Source organism: Paenibacillus sp. JT31N7 (assembly GCF_059692095.1).
The window spans coordinates 1-17,641 of the sequence record NZ_JCAUAT010000014.1; the positions used below are offsets into that span (position 1 = coordinate 1).

16 protein-coding genes, 5 tRNA genes and 1 rRNA gene are annotated in these 17,641 nt (G+C 53.6%); 7 read left to right on the forward strand and 15 right to left on the reverse strand.

Features of this window, described 5'->3' with window-relative positions:
* Positions 1 to 69: ribosomal RNA gene (locus tag AC58P5_RS27645) — 16S ribosomal RNA — on the reverse strand; the annotation flags it as partial.
* Between the two features lie 673 nt (positions 70 to 742).
* On the opposite strand from AC58P5_RS27645, the gene AC58P5_RS27650 reads away from it, so the two are divergent.
* The 5 genes from AC58P5_RS27650 to AC58P5_RS27670 all read left to right on the forward strand — a co-directional run bounded on the left by AC58P5_RS27650 (position 743) and on the right by AC58P5_RS27670 (position 4,906).
* Positions 743 to 1,264 (forward strand): DUF2179 domain-containing protein, encoded by a 522-nt coding sequence (locus AC58P5_RS27650; RefSeq protein ID WP_009675179.1) that lies wholly within the window; start codon positions 743 to 745, stop codon positions 1,262 to 1,264.
* 96 nt (positions 1,265 to 1,360) lie between these two features.
* Positions 1,361 to 2,584: an ABC transporter ATP-binding protein gene (locus AC58P5_RS27655; protein ID WP_497392253.1), complete on the forward strand. Its 1,224-nt coding sequence runs from the start codon at positions 1,361 to 1,363 to the stop codon at positions 2,582 to 2,584.
* Complete coding sequence (locus tag AC58P5_RS27660; protein WP_497392255.1) at positions 2,585 to 3,253, forward strand: ABC transporter permease; 669 nt, start codon at positions 2,585 to 2,587, stop codon at positions 3,251 to 3,253.
* A 91-nt stretch (positions 3,254 to 3,344) separates the two neighbouring features.
* Positions 3,345 to 4,244, forward strand: coding sequence for a glycine betaine ABC transporter substrate-binding protein (locus AC58P5_RS27665; RefSeq protein WP_497392257.1), 900 nt, complete (start codon positions 3,345 to 3,347; stop codon positions 4,242 to 4,244).
* 32 nt (positions 4,245 to 4,276) lie between these two features.
* Positions 4,277 to 4,906 (forward strand): ABC transporter permease, encoded by a 630-nt coding sequence (locus tag AC58P5_RS27670; RefSeq protein ID WP_497392259.1) that lies wholly within the window; start codon positions 4,277 to 4,279, stop codon positions 4,904 to 4,906.
* A gap of 266 nt (positions 4,907 to 5,172) precedes the next feature.
* On the opposite strand, the gene AC58P5_RS27675 is transcribed toward AC58P5_RS27670, so the two are convergent.
* The 8 genes from AC58P5_RS27675 to AC58P5_RS27710 form a co-directional block, all read right to left on the reverse strand.
* The gene (locus AC58P5_RS27675; protein WP_497392261.1) at positions 5,173 to 5,592 is read right to left on the reverse strand and encodes a pyridoxamine 5'-phosphate oxidase family protein; all 420 of its coding nucleotides are present in this window, start codon (positions 5,590 to 5,592) and stop codon (positions 5,173 to 5,175) included.
* Between the two features lie 100 nt (positions 5,593 to 5,692).
* Positions 5,693 to 7,303, reverse strand: coding sequence for an alpha/beta hydrolase (locus tag AC58P5_RS27680; RefSeq protein WP_497392263.1), 1,611 nt, complete (start codon positions 7,301 to 7,303; stop codon positions 5,693 to 5,695).
* A gap of 432 nt (positions 7,304 to 7,735) precedes the next feature.
* Positions 7,736 to 7,817, reverse strand: a tRNA-Leu gene (locus AC58P5_RS27685).
* A gap of 17 nt (positions 7,818 to 7,834) precedes the next feature.
* Positions 7,835 to 7,907 (reverse strand) — tRNA-Lys (locus AC58P5_RS27690).
* Positions 7,908 to 7,910: 3 nt separating this feature from the next.
* A tRNA-Glu gene (locus tag AC58P5_RS27695) sits at positions 7,911 to 7,985 on the reverse strand.
* A gap of 196 nt (positions 7,986 to 8,181) precedes the next feature.
* Positions 8,182 to 8,272: transfer RNA gene (locus tag AC58P5_RS27700), tRNA-Ser, on the reverse strand.
* A 5-nt stretch (positions 8,273 to 8,277) separates the two neighbouring features.
* Positions 8,278 to 8,353 (reverse strand) — tRNA-Asn (locus AC58P5_RS27705).
* An 18-nt stretch (positions 8,354 to 8,371) separates the two neighbouring features.
* Positions 8,372 to 8,845 (reverse strand): SprT family protein, encoded by a 474-nt coding sequence (locus AC58P5_RS27710; protein ID WP_497392265.1) that lies wholly within the window; start codon positions 8,843 to 8,845, stop codon positions 8,372 to 8,374.
* Between the two features lie 141 nt (positions 8,846 to 8,986).
* On the opposite strand from AC58P5_RS27710, the gene AC58P5_RS27715 reads away from it, so the two are divergent.
* Together AC58P5_RS27715 and cmpA are read left to right on the forward strand one after the other, a co-directional pair.
* Entirely contained in the window at positions 8,987 to 9,352 is a 366-nt protein-coding gene (locus tag AC58P5_RS27715; protein ID WP_405080451.1) for a hydrolase/acyltransferase, read from the forward strand.
* A gap of 95 nt (positions 9,353 to 9,447) precedes the next feature.
* On the forward strand, positions 9,448 to 9,594 hold the full coding sequence (gene cmpA, locus AC58P5_RS27720) for a cortex morphogenetic protein CmpA (RefSeq protein WP_085981306.1): 147 nt from the start codon (positions 9,448 to 9,450) through the stop codon (positions 9,592 to 9,594).
* 48 nt (positions 9,595 to 9,642) lie between these two features.
* Here the strand turns inward: cmpA and nagZ are convergent, their stop codons facing one another.
* The 6 genes from nagZ to AC58P5_RS27750 form a co-directional block, all read right to left on the reverse strand.
* Complete coding sequence (gene nagZ, locus AC58P5_RS27725; RefSeq protein ID WP_497392268.1) at positions 9,643 to 10,902, reverse strand: beta-N-acetylhexosaminidase; 1,260 nt, start codon at positions 10,900 to 10,902, stop codon at positions 9,643 to 9,645.
* A gap of 194 nt (positions 10,903 to 11,096) precedes the next feature.
* Positions 11,097 to 13,328: a Tex family protein gene (locus AC58P5_RS27730; protein ID WP_497392270.1), complete on the reverse strand. Its 2,232-nt coding sequence runs from the start codon at positions 13,326 to 13,328 to the stop codon at positions 11,097 to 11,099.
* Between the two features lie 181 nt (positions 13,329 to 13,509).
* Positions 13,510 to 13,860 (reverse strand): type II toxin-antitoxin system PemK/MazF family toxin, encoded by a 351-nt coding sequence (locus tag AC58P5_RS27735; protein WP_009675190.1) that lies wholly within the window; start codon positions 13,858 to 13,860, stop codon positions 13,510 to 13,512.
* 4 nt (positions 13,861 to 13,864) lie between these two features.
* Positions 13,865 to 14,146: a CopG family ribbon-helix-helix protein gene (locus AC58P5_RS27740; RefSeq protein ID WP_036740450.1), complete on the reverse strand. Its 282-nt coding sequence runs from the start codon at positions 14,144 to 14,146 to the stop codon at positions 13,865 to 13,867.
* 215 nt (positions 14,147 to 14,361) lie between these two features.
* On the reverse strand, positions 14,362 to 15,561 hold the full coding sequence (gene alr, locus AC58P5_RS27745; RefSeq protein ID WP_497392321.1) for an alanine racemase: 1,200 nt from the start codon (positions 15,559 to 15,561) through the stop codon (positions 14,362 to 14,364).
* A gap of 183 nt (positions 15,562 to 15,744) precedes the next feature.
* Complete coding sequence (locus tag AC58P5_RS27750) at positions 15,745 to 17,178, reverse strand: DUF4367 domain-containing protein (RefSeq protein WP_497392273.1); 1,434 nt, start codon at positions 17,176 to 17,178, stop codon at positions 15,745 to 15,747.
* Between the last annotated feature and the right edge of the window lie 463 nt (positions 17,179 to 17,641).

Below are 17,641 nucleotides of genomic sequence, written 5' to 3' on the forward strand. Positions count from 1 at the left end.
CCGCTCGACTTGCATGTATTAGGCACGCCGCCAGCGTTCGTCCTGAGCCAGGATCAAACTCTCCGATAAAGTTGTGCTAGCCGTTAGGCCAGCGGTTTATCTCAAGCTGATAAGCTCAAAAATTCGTTGCTGACGAGAATTTCTTCTCATTAATGTCTCGATTTCTCGAGACGCTTCAATCACTCGTTGTTCAGTTTTCAAAGGACAATCTTGTGTATGTTACTTGTTTGTACCAGTCGTTCTCGCGACCGGAATTTCATTCTAACACATTCACCTTAGCGATGCAAGTGTTATTTTTAACACTCTGTCGCAAGTTTTCTAACATGACTCTCACATTCAACCGCGTTTCTTGCGGCCGAGTTATAATATATCACATTAACTGTTAGCTTGCAACATCTTTTTTTCATCCATTTCCGACTGCCTCTCAGCGGCCGGAAGAACAATATACCACGCCTGCAAAGAAAGATTCAACAGGTATATTTTTACATAAACGAACAATTAACTTCCTCTATATACAACCCTGTATAGTTTAGTCCTAATTCAGCAACCTTAAACGTAAAGCAAGGCTAAGATTAAAACACCTTCAGCCCGCTTCCGAGTTAATGAATACCGGGCTTATAGCTAACGGCTTGCAGGCACTCATTCTCCCTGCTCTCTCCTGTACCTGTTCGGCCGAGGCGATTGTGGGTAATACCTTTCCATAAGTTGAAAGCGCAAAACTCACATCGAAAGGAGCATCAGTATGATAAGCGCCCAAACCATTCTTACCATTATCGTCATCAATATCGCTTATGTCTCTCTCTCCACGATCCGCATGATTTTGGTGATGAAGGCAAGAAGACTGCTCGCCGCAAGTATAAGTACGGTGGAGATCTTCATTTATTTAATGGGCCTTAATATTGTGCTCAAGAACATCGACGACCCCGTCAATATTATTGCTTACTGCGTAGGTTGGGGGGCAGGCGTCTGGCTCGGGATCCGCATTGAAGGCTGGCTTGCGCTCGGATACACCACTCTGCAGATTGTCGTCGATTATACGGAAACGACTCTGCCGGATACCCTGCGGAACAAAGGCTACGGTGTCACCCACTGGGTGGCGGAAGGACGCGACGGTCCCCGTCTGGTCATGCAGGTGCTCGCTAAACGTTCTCTGGAAAAAAAGCTTCTGAGCACTCTTCATGAACTCGCTCCGAAAGCTTTTGTAATCTCTTATGAACCGCGTTTTTTCCGCGGCGGTTTCTGGACGAGGAGACTAAATCCTTAACCGTTGGTGATTCAATTCGCTTGCTTCTGTTTATATAAAAGGTTACACAAGTAAACTTCATATTTGTTACTTAGAGAAAAAGGGGTGCTGCATAGAATGATTCGACTGGAAGGTGTTATCAAAAGATACGACGATGGATTCGTCGCATTGAAAGATCTTAATTTAGAGTTTGCCGAAGGCCAGCTCCATGTCCTCATCGGACCAAGCGGATGTGGTAAATCCACCACGATGAAACTGATCAACCGCTTGATCAATCCCTCCGAAGGGAGGGTTACCATCAAAGGAAAGGACATTTCCCAGATGGATCCGGTCGAGCTGAGACGCAACATCGGCTATGTGATACAAAATATCGGCTTGTTCCCTCATATGACAATCGCTAAAAATGTAGCCGTTGTGCCCAAGCTTCTGAAATGGGATCAACAGCGCATAGATACACGAGTCGATGAACTGCTCCGCCTGGTTTCCCTTGACCCCGACACGTTCCGCAACCGATATCCCTCCGAACTAAGCGGAGGACAGCAGCAGCGTATCGGCGTTATTCGCGCTCTGGCCGCGGAACCCGATATCATTTTGATGGACGAGCCTTTCAGCGCGCTCGACCCCATTTCCCGGGAACAGCTGCAGGATGAGCTGATACGGCTTCAACAGGATCTGAAGAAGACGATTATTTTCGTTACCCATGATATGGACGAAGCCGTGAAAATCGCGGACAACATCGTGCTTATGAAGGACGGCGAGATCGTTCAGCACGGCAATCCGGAGCATATCCTCCGTTATCCGGCCAATGAGTTTGTAAAGTCTTTCGTCGGTAAAAAGAGGCTGCAGGCGGATACCGGATTTGAGGAAATCCCTACCGTCGATGAGGTTATGGCCGAACATCCGATCACTGCCTATCCTACAAGAGGTCTAGCCGAAGCCATTAAAATTATGGAGAAAAACCGGGTCGATTCCCTCTTGATCGTGGACAGGCAGAACCGTTTGATCGGTACGACGTCCATCTTCCAGGTGCTCGACAAGTATAAGCAGGAAAATATCACACTCGCCGACATTGCCAAGCCTTTTCATCATACGGTTGAAACAGGCACTTCCTTATCCGTGGCAATCCAGCTTATGAACGAGCACAACCTTCCTTATATTCCGGTTGTCCGGGAGAACAACACGTTCGCCGGGCTCGTTACCAAAGGGAGTGTAGTCCGTCATATCGCGGATGTGTATACGCCGGCCGATTCAGACGAATCTGCCGAAACGGCCGAAGCCGCGCTCCAAGCTTCCGCGGAAGACGAGGCAGAAGTACCGGTCAGCGGCAGCGGAGGTGCTTAAATGGACTTTCTGAACAGCTACGGTCAATTTCTCAGCGACCGGATGCCGGATATCCTGGTCGCTTTCCGGGAGCATCTTATCATTTCATTCCTGTCCATCGCTTTCGGCTGTCTCGTCGCCATTCCTATTGGCGTTTATTTGGCCGGAAACCGGATTAAATGGATCAATTCGCTCGTCTTTGCTTTATCGAATCTGCTCCAGACCATTCCCAGCCTAGCCCTGCTCGCTATTCTGATCCCGCTGATCGGGGTCGGTATGAAGCCGGCGATCATCGCCCTGTTCCTGTATTCTCTGATGCCTATCATGCGGAATACGTTCACGGGTTTCCAGGCTGTCAATCCGCATCTGATCGAGGCCGCAAGAGGCATGGGCTACAGCTCGATCCAGCGGTTGGTGCGCATTCAGCTTCCGCTGGCTCTTCCCTACATCATGTCCGGCGTCCGCGTGACCACGGTCTATATTATCAGTTGGGCTACACTGGCGACACTTATCGGAGCCGGCGGCCTTGGCCAACTGATTGTAGCCGGGATGGGCGTGAACAAGAAAGAGCTTATTTTCACCGGTGCCATTCTGGCCGTCATCTTAGCCCTGATCGCCGATTTCGTGCTGGGGGCTCTGGAGAAATGGTTGACCTCCCGTACCAAAACATCGAGCGCTAAGGCAGCTTAACCTTTTTGAGGGAAACCGTTAACGAGCTACATAAAAGCTTATCACTATAAAAAACGGCCGTGCTGTGAAGGTCGTCTAAAGGGGATTTCGAATGAAACGTGTGAGAAGACGCTTACTGGCGGCAAGCCTTCTCGCTGCGGTTGTTGTGTCAGCAAGCGGCTGCGGACGAGGAGATACCATTCTGATCGGTACGCAGACTTATTCGGAGCCGAAAATTTTGGCCCAAATGTACAAGCTGCTGATCGAAGACCGCACCGACCTGAAGGTGGATGTGCTCCCAGACCTTGCGTCAAGCGGAGTGATCATCGATGCCATGAAGAAGGGCGACATCCAGATGTCCACCCTTTATTCCGGCGAACTGCTTAACAAGTATTTCCCGATCGAGGACAAGAAAAGAAACCGGGAAGAAGTGCTTGCGGAAGCGCAAGCCGGTTTCGATAAACATTTTAACTTTAAATGGTTTAATCCTTACGGATTTGAAAATACGTATGCCTTTACGGTGCGCGAAGAATTGGCCGACGAGAAGGGCTGGAAGAAAATCTCCGACATTATCCCGGATGCCGGCTCTATCAAGCTTGGCGTGGATACGACCTGGCTGGAAAGAGAGAGCGACGGATACAAGGCATTCGCCAAACATTACGGGCTTCAATTCGGGAACACGCTTCCCATGGAAGTGGCACTCGTTTACAGCGCCGTAGCCAGCAAAAAAGTGGATATCGTATTGGCTTACTCAACGGACGCCCGGTTAAAAGAATACAACCTGGTGACACTGGAGGACGACAAACAGTTCTTCCCTCCTTACGACGCCTCACCGGTTGTGAAAAAAGAACTGTTGGCTGCCCATCCCGAGCTGAACGACATTATCGACCTGCTTATCGGGAAAATCGATGCCAAAACTATGATTGATTTGAACTATGAAGTTGATGTGAAAAAACGCAATGAGAAAAAAGTTGCGGAAGACTATTTAAAACAAATCGGACTGCTGAAATAAAGGTCCTGCAGGCCTTCTAAGGGGACATGAATATGGAGCTTTTCTTTCAATATGTTAGTGAAAACTGGCTGGATTTGCTGGGACTGACTTACGATCATATCGTAATGGTTCTCCTCGCCATTCTCATGGCGCTTATCGTCGGGGTGCCGCTGGGCATTCTGGCCGCGCGTTACCGCCGTCTCGGTTCCGTTATTCTTACGGCCGCGAACATCATTCAGGTGTTTCCGAGTCTGGCGCTGCTTGTGCTGTTGATGATCGTATTCGGGCTCGGCTTCAAGACTGTTGTCATCGGCCTCTTCCTTTACTCCCTGATGCCGGTCATCCGCAACACGTTTGTCGGGCTCACCCAGGTAAATCCGGCGATTACCGAAGCCGGACGGGGAGTCGGCATGAGCCAGCTTCAGCTTATGTGGAAGGTGCAGCTTCCGCTGTCGCTGCCTTTTATCGCGACAGGCGTCCGGGTGGCTGCGGTCATCGCCATCGGCGTGGCTACCATCGCTCCGCTGATCGGGGGCGGAGGTCTGGGCCGGGAAATTTATGCCGGCATCAACATGGACAATTCCGCCCGCTTGTATGCGGGAGCTATACCGGCGGCGCTTCTCGCGCTGCTGACCGATTTTGTCCTCGGTCAGGTGCAGAAGAGAATGCACATCAGCCGGTAGTTTATATCAAAAGAACGCGGAAGACTGCCTGCGCAGCTTCCGCGTTCTTTTGATTTTGTGGCGGGTGCTGCCCCGCCCTATGAATCGGATACGCCGAACATGGCGATATCAGGACGTTAAACCGGCCGTCATCCTGACGACGCGTTCCCGCTTTTTTAGCCGCTTGGGCTAGGGATTCCAGGAATGAACCAGATTCTCCGTCCTGAACAAAAAGCCGAAAGGGACCTGATTAGGCCCCTTTCGGCTTCGCGCTTTAATCCGCAGCGTTATTTTTCCTGCCATACCTGCCGCTCGGATTTACCGCTGTAGTACTCGATACGGCTGGGCACAATCTTCAGAATAACATATTCCGGATCGTGCGGACCGTCAAACCATTCCTTGAAGTCGTCGCGCCATACTTTTTCACGCAAGCTTTCATCGGTACTTACGCTGCCTGTCGCTTCGATTTGAAGGATATCGGAAGAAGGTTTGCCGTCAAAACCCACAAGAATATGTACATGGTGATTGTCCTGCAGCTCTTCCACTTTATCGGTTTTGCGGTTGGTCGCCAAATAAATGGTCAGTTCATCGTGAAATAAAGCCATGTAGCGCACACGGGGCTTCCCATTCTCGACCGTTCCGAACGAGCAGATCTCGTTTTTATCCAAAATGCTTACGATTTGCTGTTCCAAAGACGGATTCGACATGCTCTCTCCAGCTCCTTTCGAGTAAACACGTTTCTCTGTTTAGATTACCCGAAAAGAGTGTGCCCCAAACGACATGGAGAGCCGCTTTGCCGAAGCGGTCCTATTCGACTTTTCCCGCCTCATCGGTCACAGCGAAATTGTAGTTCACGGAACGTGTAAAAGGTTCCTGCCGCTCGTTCACTCCATTGATGTCGAATGAAATATTATAAACCCCGGGCTCAGTCGGCGCTTTGAAGTTTAAGAGAACTTCGTTCTTCGCGGTTTGCAGATTAACTTCTCCCGCTTGCTGGAGGCTCTTCAGCTTTCCTTTGCCTCCGGAGCGGGTCAGCTTCGCCTTCTTCGTTTGAGTGTCTTCCAGCTTGCCCGCTCCGTCGAACGAAACGGCAATTTGCGCATTCTCGCCTTGTTTGAATTGTTTGCGGGCGTTCTTGATTTGTCCTTTTACACGGCCTTCCGGACGGGCCAGCATAAAGTAGGCATCCCCTTCTCCCGAGAGCTCCAGAGTCCAGTTTCCTTTCTCCGGGCTCTCGAGCGTCAGCGTATGATGAACGGCATCGGAGAACAGAACGGCTTCGTCTTTCTCCGCACTTTTGGCCGGATTCAGCGGGATCTTTTTGCCGGACGGGCTTGTCAATGTGACTTGCGTCGTTTCTTTGGCCGTTAGCACATCCAGTGAGATCGAGCCGATACCGCTTTCCAGAGGGAACACCTCTTTTGCGGCTCCTTTGGCGAGACTGCCCCCTTTCATGATGAAAGAAGTGTTCTCGGAAACTGCAGGGGCTGCTTGAGCGGCGATGAGGTTCTCAGCTTGAAGCGGCGCCGCTGCGGCTGCCGTTTTGCCGAGTGCCAGTTTGGGCTGCACCAGGCTCCAGGTCTGGGAAGCCGTTGTCATTGCGCTGTGGGAAATGTTCTTTGTAAAGCTTTTAATGCCATAGGGCAGTCCAAGCGCGGAAGCTACGCTGACCGCACCGTCATCCTCACCCGGAAGGACGGCATGAGCGAACCAATAGGCAGTGAACCAGCCGTCATCACCTTCGCCGCCGGACATGTAAGTCTTGGTCGCGGAAACTCCCGGCTTGCCGTCTGTCTGCGTACGGAAATTTGCCATGTAGGAGGTTTGAAGGGAATAGACTGCATCGTCCTTCTTCCCAAGAATGTCGGCCAGCCAGCTTGTCCAGTCGCTGTAAGCCATGTCAGCCAGCTCAGAGCCCCTATTCGGCGTAGAAAGCTGGTGAACGACGTTCACGTACGGCGCGGCACCGTAATGCAGGAGTGCGGTCTGCGTGTCGATTCCGCCCTTGGAGTGGGCGATGATGTTGATTTGAGAGACACCATAATATTGGGCGACCTTCTTGATGACCTCGGCCAGCTTCGGACCGTTGGTCCACATGTCCCCGCCCGTACCGTCCGCATCTTTCAGCTGTACAAAAGCCGTGCGGTACCCGGCCTTATAAGCCGCCTCGTAGTACCCGTCCGTTTTGAGCCAAGTGTTATAGTTCGAGTGAAGCCCCTGAACGAAAAGAATCACGGGCTTATCTTTCGAAGCCTGCGGAGGCACCGCTCCCGTGTACCAGTCCCCGAAATTGCCGGACGGATTCTCGTCATGCAGAGCCGGAGCCGCCGGCGAAGCGGCTTGGACCACCGACGAACATGCAAGAACGGCGGACAGACCTAATAAGGGGATCATACGGGCACGAACTTTTTGAATCATTTAATTCCCTCCTCTGAATGGATAATAGCTCACTCCACCATTATATGGAAGAAATTACAATTAAGCATCAGCTGGATGTTAATTTTAAGAAAATAAAAAAGCCCAGACCTATTTCCGGACTACAGAGATTCTGTTCACCTATTCGACCGTCCACCAGCGCATTCTCCGTTTTCAGGTATCATCTCGTGTTTAGAAGGGGATTATCCATCGACATCGACATCGACTCCCCTAATCGCGTCCGGTTGGCGGTATTACTGTCTTTATTTCCGAAGCTTCCGGCTTTTCGACATCCATCTTATGCACGGGGTCGTTTGTCGATGAATCATCCGGCACAAATAGACACCCGTCTCACGGTTCGATATTTCTCGGGAAATATTTCTAAAAAAATAAAAGACCCGCTGTATTCAGCAAGGTCTCTTATTTAATGAGGTATGCGGTCGGAGGGATTTGAACCCTCACGCCCATTGGGCACTACCCCCTCAAGATAGCGTGTCTGCCGTTCCACCACGACCGCATGCGAGGTAAAGAATGTGAGCCATGAAGGACTCGAACCTTCGACACCCTGATTAAAAGTCAGGTGCTCTACCAACTGAGCTAATGGCTCTCATGGTGACCCGTAGGGGATTCGAACCCCTGTTACCTCCGTGAAAGGGAGGTGTCTTAACCCCTTGACCAACGGGCCTTGTCAACTTTTAGTACATGATGTCGTTTTTGACGACAAATAGTATTATAACTTAACCATCTCAAAATGACAAGCCCAATTTGGAATGAATTTTCTGGAACAAAATCGGTTCGGGCAGCACCCGTTGCGCTTGCGAAAAAGACCCCTAAAAAGCAAAAAAGCCGCTGTATCTAAGCGACTTTCTTCATAATACTTATGGCGGAGAGAGAGGGATTCGAACCCTCGCACCACTTACGCAGTCTAACCCCTTAGCAGAGGGTCCCCTTGAGCCACTTGGGTATCTCTCCAGATATGGCTCCCCGAACAGGACTCGAACCTGTGACAACTCGATTAACAGTCGAGTGCTCTACCAACTGAGCTATCAGGGAAAGACAATAATTAATTTATCATGAACGTTTGGGAAAGTCAAGCGTGTAAAGTTTCAGCTTTCCCCGGCATTTTCCGCACGAGTATTTTCGCACATCCATCTTTCTTTTCCGGTAGTATTCGGTGCCGCAGGCCACGCACTGGAGCTTGTACTTATAAGGAGTCGGTTCCTTGCGCTGGGGTAAAGCCCGGCAAAACCGCGTCCCGCCCACTTGTTTGAGCAGAAGTTTAAAGTCGGCATCCCGGTGCTGATAGCCTCTTCTCTGCAAATGAAGATGATAGTGGCACAGCTCGTGCTTAATAATTTTTTCGACATCGTCCCTGCCGTAAGTCTCCCACTGGTGCCAGCTGATCTCGATATCGTGGGACTTCGTAAAATAACGCCCGCCCGTGGCACGAAGCCTGCGGTTAAACCGCGCACGATGACGAAACGGCCATCCGAACGCCTCCAGAGAAATCTGCTCCACCCATTCTTGAAGCTGCGCATCTTCCATATCAAGCGACTCCTTTCCCCGCTCCGGCACGGGATTTCCCGTATCACCCGCGGATAAGTCTCTCTTGAATTTGTACCTAATGAAGGGCTATACTGTCAAGTAGAAAACGAGAACGTGATGCATGAGAGGAGCACCGCCGCTATGCCGACCAGCGTTATGAAATATGCCGTATTGAAACTGAAAGACCAGCTTGAATTTGTCGAAATGCCCGCTACGCACATGTACCAGCTTACAGCCCTGAACGGCCGGCTGCACAAAGAAATCGAGAAGCTGACCGCACACAATGTGCCTGAACTACCGGTCGTCATCGCCGAATGCGACAACCTGGAGCCGGTGGGTACCGCTTATCCGGTAACCGGAGGTCTCGACTATATCAATAAGCTGGAAGCTTCCTTTGCCTCTATTCAAGAATCCGCATACCCGCTCGTATCGCTCCTCACCGAAATCCGGGCGCTGCAGGCCCAACTGGAGCAATGGTACGAGGAATACGAGGAAGATCAGCAGTAAATCTCCGCTTTTCCGATAAAAAAGTTGCAGGACCTGCACGCCCGGCGCCTCTTCCCCATATGCTGTAAGTAGTCAGTCAGGAAGGGGATGGCGTTATGCCGCAATGGCTCTGCAACCAGCTGATGCGAGCGTTTCAGAACAAAAACCCTCGGCAGATTCGTTTACTTAACGACAGTTGGTTTTTTTACCGGACACGGAGATCGCCCGACGAGCTGTCGGGATCCTTTGAAAAAAGCAGGTAGCTCCGCATTGGCGGAATTACCTGCTTTTTTTGTGACGGCTCCGGGCCGCTAAGGCAGACGGGCGTCCAGAACGCGGCCGATCTGCTCGTTGATTTTGCCGACGTCCGGCTGCGGAGCCGCTTGATCGGCTAACGTGTACTTATATTTAAGCTTCAGAATCCGGTAAACGCTCTCGTCGATTCTGCGCTCCGAGAGAACGCCGGTTTCGGCGGCCTGCTTCAGCGCTTTTACGACACGGACCGTGTTGTCGAATTCATGACAGACGAGGGCTACGTCGGTGCCTGCTTTCACCGCTTGAACGGCCGCCTCGCCGATTCCGTAGCTTTTGACGATGGCGCCCATTGTCAGATCGTCCGTGAACACGACACCTCCGAAATTGAGCTCTTTGCGCAGCAAATCGGTAATGACCGCCGGGGATAAGGAAGCCGGATAGGTGGAATCCAGCTTCGGAAGCAGGATGTGCGCAACCATGACCGCATCCGCCCCACTTTGGAAAGCCTTGACGAAAGGGATAAGCTCAAAAGAACGCAGACGGCTCGCATCATGCTCCACGACAGGCAGCCCGATATGCGAATCGACAGCGGTATCGCCATGTCCCGGGAAATGTTTCACGACGGGAATCACTTTCTGAGCGGCGATGGCTTTCATCATCTCGACACCGAGATTGCCGACAAGCTCGGGCGTCGACCCGAAAGAACGGTCGCCGATCACCGGATTTTTCGGGTTGCTGTTGATATCGAGCACCGGAGCGAAATCCGTGTTAAACCCGAGGGAAGCCACTTCCCGTGCCAGAATGTCCCCGATCTCCGCGGCAAAGCGGAGGTTCTTCGTAGTACCGATTACCCGGCCCGCGGGTACGTTTGTGTATTCGTCCGGCATGCGGCTGACGCGTCCGCCTTCCTCGTCCACGCTCAGCATAAGCGGTATTTTGCTGCCTGTACGGGCATTCTCTTCTTTGAGCGCATTCAGAAGGGTTACCGCCTGGCCCGTACTTTTTACGTTCGGTTTAAATAAAATAAAGCCTCCGACTTTATACGTATCTATCAACTGCCGCGCATGCTCATCCATCTCCAATCCGTCGACTCCGCTGATGACCATCTGCCCGATCTTCTGATCCAGCGTCATCCTCGCGATCTGATCCTTCAGCGGATCATCGACCGTGGGTGTCGGACTCGGCTGAGTCTCCTTGCCGCCGCTCTGGTTTTTGTCCGAACCCGCCTGCGGTCCGGCTGTGCTGCAGCCAGCCGAAATGAACAGCAGAACGACAAGCACCAACGTTAATCCCTTGCGTAACCATGTGTGAAGCATGGACCTTCCCTCCGCTCTGATCGTCTGCCGGATTCCAGCGGCAGCTATCTTTTCTGTTTTTGCCCATTCGGGTAAGAGTTATTCCTGCCCTGCCTTATCGAGATGTGAAGACGTTACCGAGGTGCATGATTCAGAAGTAAAAAAGAAAACCTCAAGCTCTTTGGGATCTTGAGGTTCTTTATGGCTGGTTCCGTTTATTGCGGCTGTTTCATCGTCAGGCCGACACGGCCCTTCTTGACGTCGACATTCAATACCCAGACCGTTACGTTGTCACCGACGGATACCACATCCATCGGATGCTTCACGAACTTGTCGCTGAGCTGGGAAATATGGACGAGACCGTCGCTTTTGATGCCGATATCGACAAAAGCGCCGAAATCGATCACGTTGCGCACGGTACCCTGAAGCTCCATGCCCGGCTTCAGATCCTCGATCTGAAGGACGTCGGTCCGGAAGATCGGCGTCCCGAGCTCTTCGCGGGGATCGCGGCCCGGACGCTGCAGGCTGTCCAGGATGTCGCGCAGCGTGGGTACACCGATGCCGAGCTTAGGCGCAAGCTCATCGGGCTCCTGGCGCTGAAGCAGTTCCTTGAGCTGCTGGGAGCCGATCCCGGCAAGCTCGACTCTCAGCTCGGCCAGCAGCTTGTCCACCACCCCGTAAGTCTCGGGGTGGATCGGCGTGTTGTCGAGCGGGTTGCCGCTTCCGGGTACCCGGAGGAAGCCGATGCACTGCTCGAACGTTTTCGCGCCAAGGCGGGGAACCTTCTGCAGCTCCTTACGGCTGCCGAATTTCCCGTTCTCCTCGCGGAACTTCACGATATTCTTCGCAATCGTGCTGTTGATTCCGGAGACGTAGGAGAGCAGCGACGGCGATGCCGTGTTCACGTCGACACCGACATGGTTAACGGCGGATTCGACAACCGCTTTGAGGCTCTCGTCGAGATGCTTCTGCGAGACGTCGTGCTGGTATTGGCCGACGCCGATTGCTTTCGGCTCGATTTTGACAAGCTCCGCGAGCGGGTCCTGCAGGCGGCGCGCAATCGAGATGGCGCTGCGCTCCGCGACGTCGAGGTCCGGGAACTCCGTCTGGGCAAGCTTCGATGCGGAGTACACGCTTGCGCCGGCCTCGTTCACGATGAGGTACTGGAGCTTGCGCGATTTGAGCTCGGCGATCAGATCCGCCACGAACTGCTCGGTTTCGCGCGAAGCGGTACCGTTGCCGATGACGATGAGGCCGACATCGTACGTGTCGATCAGGCGCTTGAAAGCGGCCTTCGCCTCCGCGACTTTGTTGTTCGGCGGCGTCGGATACGTCACCGTAACCTCCAGCAACTTGCCCGTCTCATCCACGACGGCCAGCTTGCAGCCGGTCCGGTAAGCCGGGTCGACGCCGAGCACGGTTTGGCCCTTAACGGGCGCCTGGAGAAGCAGATTCCGCAGATTGCCGGCGAAAATCTGGATCGCATGCGTCTCCGCCCGTTCCGTCAGCTCTCCGCGGACTTCCCGCTCGATGGATGGCGCGATCAGACGCTTGTAGGCGTCTTCGACAGCCGATTGCAGCGCGTCGCGTGTCACGGACGGCCCCTGGATGACCTGACGGCCGATGAATTCGTGGATCCGCTCCACGGGAACGTCGAGCGCCGTCTTCAGCACGTCCTCGCGCTCTCCGCGGTTAATCGCCAGCGTGCGGTGCGGCGGCATTTTTTTCAGCGGTTCCTGATAGCTGTAATACATCTCGTAAACGGACTCTTCTTCCCGCTTCTTCGCTTCCGTACGCAGAATCCCGTTGTCGTGCGTAAATTTACGCACCCAAGCCCGGATTTTCGCATCGTCCGCGAGCTGCTCGGCTACGATATCCTGCGCGCCTTGAAGAGCTTCTTCAATGGTGGAAACGCCTTTGTCTTCGCGAACATACTTCCCGGCTTCTTCCTGAAGAGAGCCTTTCTGAGGCTGTTTCAGTATAAATTTCGCCAGCGGCTCCAGTCCTTTTTCCTTCGCGACGCTCGCGCGTGTTTTGCGCTTCTGGCGGTAGGGACGGTATAAATCCTCCAGCTCTTGGAGCTTTACCGCTTTTTCAATGGAAGCCTGGAGCTCGCCGGTGAGCTTGTCCTGCTCGTCGATAAGACGCAGCACTTCCAGCTTGCGGTCTTCCAGGTTGCGGAGATAATTCAGCCGCTCCTCGATATCCCGCAGGAAATTCTCGTCGAGTTCTCCCGTCATTTCTTTCCGGTACCGTGCGATAAACGGGATGGTGTTGCCTTCATCCAGCAGATTTACGGTCGTTTGAACCTGCGAAGCCTTGAGCTGAAGCTCGCCGGCGATTTGTTTGACGATCCGGGCAGCCGTAGCCGCCGTTTTTTCCTCGGTCCGTTCATAGCTCTTAGTTGCTTGCTGCTTGTCTGCGTGCTGGACATCCGTGTTTGCCATCGTTATTCCCCCATGCGTTTTGTAGCTTTCTTCCGGGCAGAGTGGTACTTGGCCCGATCCTTCCCCCGAAAACATCTTGATCCCCGCCGCATCCGCGTGCCTGGACCCGTTTCCGTGCCGGCCTTTGTTAAAGAAACGAAAAAACGAGGGCTGTTAGGGCCCCTCGCTCCTCATTTCATCGCTAGAAATCAATCAGTCCCACGCTGACCTGCAGCGCTTCGTCCACCTTGCGCATTGATTCTTCATCCAGATGCGTAATTTTGTCGGTCAGCCGCTGTTTGTCGATCGTACGGATCTGTTCCAGCAAAATGACGGAGTCCCGGTCAAAACCGTGCGTTTCCGCATCGATTTCCACGTGCGTCGGTAGCTTCGCTTTCTGAATCTGCGCCGTAATTGCGGCGACGATGACCGTCGGGCTGAAGCGATTGCCGATGTCGTTCTGGATAATCAGCACCGGACGGACGCCGCCCTGTTCGGAACCGACAACCGGTGAAAGATCTGCGAAGTACACATCGCCACGTTTTACAATCAAATTATTACACCCCGCTTACTAAGCGTACCAGCGTATTGTCCGCCTCTTCCTCCGCTTGAAAAGCTTCGTCCGCTATCGTTAGGTTAATTTTAGCCATCTCCATGTAGCCTTTCTGCATGGATTCGCGAAGGCTGCGTTTTTTGCGTTCAAGCAAATACAGCTTCATGGCCTGGCGAATAAACTCGCTTCGGTTGGAGTTCTCCTTCTCCACAATGCCGTCGACCTCCTGTAATAGGTTGTCTGGCAAACTGATCATGATCCTCTTCGTGTTATGAGCATTATTCACCGATTTCGCACCCCCAAGAAACATCCGAAAACACTTTACTACCATTATGTCGATGCAGTAGTAAATTTATACTACTCCAGTATATATGCGTGTGGTATATCATTTATGCCATACGCATCGTCAAGCTCCCTTGTAATCTATTCGAGGGCATACCCTGAAATCCTGTTTTTCCATCGGGAAAAATTGTGGAATTTTGATTAAGTCCTGTCGATTCGTTAAAAAAGATGTCTGAACAGGGAGTTGACCGCCTTCACTCTGCGGCCGCCGCTTACGTAAACGCGGGGAACCCGGTGAGAGATCATGCAGGTTACTTCATAATTAATCGTGCCCAGCTTAGCGGCGATTTCCTCCGCGGTTATTCGCTCTTCGCCCTGCTCGCCGAGCAGGACAACCTCGTCTCCGAATGCCGCCTCCGGAATAGCGCTCGTACTCAGCATACATTGATCCATGCAAATCCGGCCGACGACCGGAGCTCTTTTGCCGCGAACCAGTCCTTCCGCTTTCCCCGTCAGCAGACGCGAGAAGCCGTCGGCATAGCCGATCGGCAGTGTGGCGATCCGTTCATCGCCTTGCGTGTGGTAAATGGTGCCGTAGCTGACACCCGATCCGGACGGAAGAGTTTTCAGATAGACAATCCCCGTTTTGAGGCTCAGTACGGGTTTGAGCCTGATCTGCTCTTTGTTTACCTCTTCCGACGGATACAGGCCGTACATCGCAATGCCCAGACGTACCATGTTGTAAGTAAGTTCGGGCAGATCAATGGCAGTCGCACTGTTGCCGGCGTGAACAAAAGGAAAACGGGCCCCCGGCAGCTCACCGGCCTTCCGGACGATTCCGGCGAATTTTGCGTGCTGTTCGTACGTATACGTTTTGTCGGTTTCATCCGCATTGGCATAATGGGTAAAAAGCCCCTCGACCCGGATTCCCGGCGTCTGCAGCGCTTTCGCGATAAACGCGACCGCTTCATCCTCGTCGTGCAGGCCGATCCGGCCCATGCCGCTGTCGATTTTGATATGAATGTTTAACGGCGGTTTGTTCCCGCCCGCTGCGGCGTCACGCTGCGCATAACCCGCAGCCGCTTCAAGCAGCTCCTCCGTATAGACGGTCAGCGTAATATCATGTTCAAGCGCAAGTCCGATCCCTTCCGGCGGCGTGTAGCCCAGAACCAGGATAGGCGCCGTGATGCCGGCGTTCCTCAGCTCCATCGCTTCGTCGAGAAAAGCTACGGCCAGATAGGTTGCGCCGCATTCCATTGCCACTTTCGAAACCTCTACGGCGCCATGGCCGTAGGCATCGGCTTTCAGAACCGCCATCATATGTACGCTACCGGGCAGCGCGCGCCTGAAAGTCTCCAGGTTGCTGCGGAGCGCATCCAATGAAATTTCCACGTAAGTCGGACGGTAAAAAGCATCCACGTCAATGTTCACCTTCTTCGAAACTGTACACGGGACAAGGGAGATCCCCGAATAAACAGGGTCTCCCTTCCCTAATTGGCCGGCACTTCCGCCGTCCTCCGATACACCCATGTTAAAGGCTCCGCTGGATGAAGTCAATGAATTGTTCCGGGCAAAATTCCCCAATCCATGGGGCTTTGCGGGTTATTTACCCGCTTCTCCGGCAACGGATTGGGCGATTTTGACAAGCTCGTCGTGCGGCAGGTCGGCGGTCGCCAGCCGGAATTCGATGCCGTCGTATGTCCACGTCAGCGTCTTCTTCTCGTCGCCGGTGACCACGCCGAGCGTGTAGCCCAGGTCGACGATATCACCGGGCAGGATGGATACGGTCTGCGTCTGCGGTGCTAACTCGAGCAGCGTGTAGTTGTAGGTCCCCTGGTAGCGGACCATGATGCCCGTGTTCTCGCCGAGCTTCACATCCCGGATGTCCTGCTGCGCGACACCCTTGGGCATGTAAGACGGCTCGATGAGGCCGAAGCCCGCGCTGCTGTTGGCTGCGGCTTTTTTGTCCGCGTCAGCCGCGCCGGTCGCGGCTGTGCCGCCAGCGGGAGCCGGCTGCTTGGCGCCGGTGCCGCCAGCGGAGGCCGTGCCGCCGCCCGCAGGGACGCCTGGCGCAGCGGGCGTCTTGCCGGCGTCAGCCGCCGCGCTGCCCGAGCCCGCTGCCGCGGCCGGGGCCTTGGCGGAGCCGTCCGCGGCTTTGCCCGCAGCAGCTGCGTCTTCGCCGGGCGACGCAGCCGGGGCTTTGCCGCCGTCGGCGGCCGCTCCGGCGCTCGCGCCGTCCGCGGAGGTGCCGGCAGCCGCGTCCTTGCCGGCGGCGCCTGCCTGGGCGGATGCCGGAGCATCCTTGCCGCCAGCGGCTTTCCCGTCCGGAGACGCTGCGCCCGCGGCCGGTTCTTTTACCGCGCCGGAGACGGGCGCATCCTTATCCAACGATTTGAGATCCCAGCTGGTCATATTGCGCTGCATGTCGAAGCTGTCTTTTTCCAGCTTTTTACCAAACTCGAACTGTGTGAAGTCAAGCTTGACGAGTACGTTCGAGCTGCTGTCGGAAACCTCGACCTTCTGCGGCGCGAGGCTTTTTTGATCCAGCCATATTTTCTGTCTCGCCATCTGTCCGCTGTTGGCATAATTCGCCGCCACGTCGAAGACGAACGAGTTGCCGTCTTTCGTAAACTGGCGCTCCGTGTCCAGCAGGATACTCTGAGCCAGAGACTGGAACAGATACACCTGACCCTGATTCTCCGGCCAGTCGCTCTGGAACCGGAAGCTTTTATGCAGATGCGGCGTCAAAACAAACACCCCGTCGTCGTTTCGCAGCACAACCTGCGTGATGTCTTTTTTCTCATTGGTCAAAGAAATGCGGTAGTAATGCGGCTGCTGGTACCACACCTCCACCTGGTATTCCTGCGGCTCCTGCCCGGTTTGAAGAACCATGCGTCCCGTGCCCTGATAACTTTCGAGCTTGCCGATCACATGATCCAAATCTTTTACTACCGATCCTGCATCCTTTTTTCCACAACCGGCCAGAAGCAATGCTGCACTCATCACGATGGCGAGTATCCATGTGACCCGACGCATGTCATCATCCCCTCATCCTTAAGTAAAATGTACTGATACATGTCTATGAAGGGACTTGGCCGATTATGCGGACTAGTTTGACAAGCCGTGATCCTGTCCGTCGTCCGTTATGTTCTGCCCGGGGAACCGAACAGTGTTCGTGCCAAACGGCCGAAAGCTGCATGCGAAAAGAAGGCCTTCTATTAAGAAAGCCTCCTTTTTGTTGCCCGGCTGCACCCGCCATGTGTGTCAGGCAGAGCATATTCTAATCCGACTAACAGGAACCTCCGGCCCCCGGGCGGCAAGCTTGTGAAGCTCACCGGACAGGATGGAAGGAGTTATGGACGGAGATCGGAAACCTGCTGCGTGCTAAAGCGGACTCTTTCAGCCCTGAACAGCTTGTGCGGTTTAATGGGGCGTTGAAGGATCTCCTTGACGTCCTGGGCACTGTGGATTGAATCGGCCTCACAAGGTTTTATTGGCC

Bases quoted from the DNA above. Each gene is read 5' to 3' on its own strand.
- AC58P5_RS27680 (WP_497392263.1), bottom strand. From the start codon at position 7,303: ATGATTCAAAAAGTTCGTGCCCGTATGATCCCCTTATTAGGTCTGTCC.
- AC58P5_RS27675 (WP_497392261.1), bottom strand. From the start codon at position 5,592: ATGTCGAATCCGTCTTTGGAACAGCAAATCGTAAGCATTTTGGATAAA.
- nagZ (WP_497392268.1), bottom strand. From the start codon at position 10,902: ATGCTTCACACATGGTTACGCAAGGGATTAACGTTGGTGCTTGTCGTT.
- AC58P5_RS27665 (WP_497392257.1), top strand. From the start codon at position 3,345: ATGAAACGTGTGAGAAGACGCTTACTGGCGGCAAGCCTTCTCGCTGCG.
- cmpA (WP_085981306.1), top strand. From the start codon at position 9,448: ATGCCGCAATGGCTCTGCAACCAGCTGATGCGAGCGTTTCAGAACAAA.
- AC58P5_RS27655 (WP_497392253.1), top strand. From the start codon at position 1,361: ATGATTCGACTGGAAGGTGTTATCAAAAGATACGACGATGGATTCGTC.
- AC58P5_RS27650 (WP_009675179.1), top strand. From the start codon at position 743: ATGATAAGCGCCCAAACCATTCTTACCATTATCGTCATCAATATCGCT.
- AC58P5_RS27670 (WP_497392259.1), top strand. From the start codon at position 4,277: ATGGAGCTTTTCTTTCAATATGTTAGTGAAAACTGGCTGGATTTGCTG.
- AC58P5_RS27710 (WP_497392265.1), bottom strand. From the start codon at position 8,845: ATGGAAGATGCGCAGCTTCAAGAATGGGTGGAGCAGATTTCTCTGGAG.
- AC58P5_RS27730 (WP_497392270.1), bottom strand. From the start codon at position 13,328: ATGGCAAACACGGATGTCCAGCACGCAGACAAGCAGCAAGCAACTAAG.
- AC58P5_RS27715 (WP_405080451.1), top strand. From the start codon at position 8,987: ATGCCGACCAGCGTTATGAAATATGCCGTATTGAAACTGAAAGACCAG.
- AC58P5_RS27660 (WP_497392255.1), top strand. From the start codon at position 2,585: ATGGACTTTCTGAACAGCTACGGTCAATTTCTCAGCGACCGGATGCCG.
- AC58P5_RS27750 (WP_497392273.1), bottom strand. From the start codon at position 17,178: ATGCGTCGGGTCACATGGATACTCGCCATCGTGATGAGTGCAGCATTG.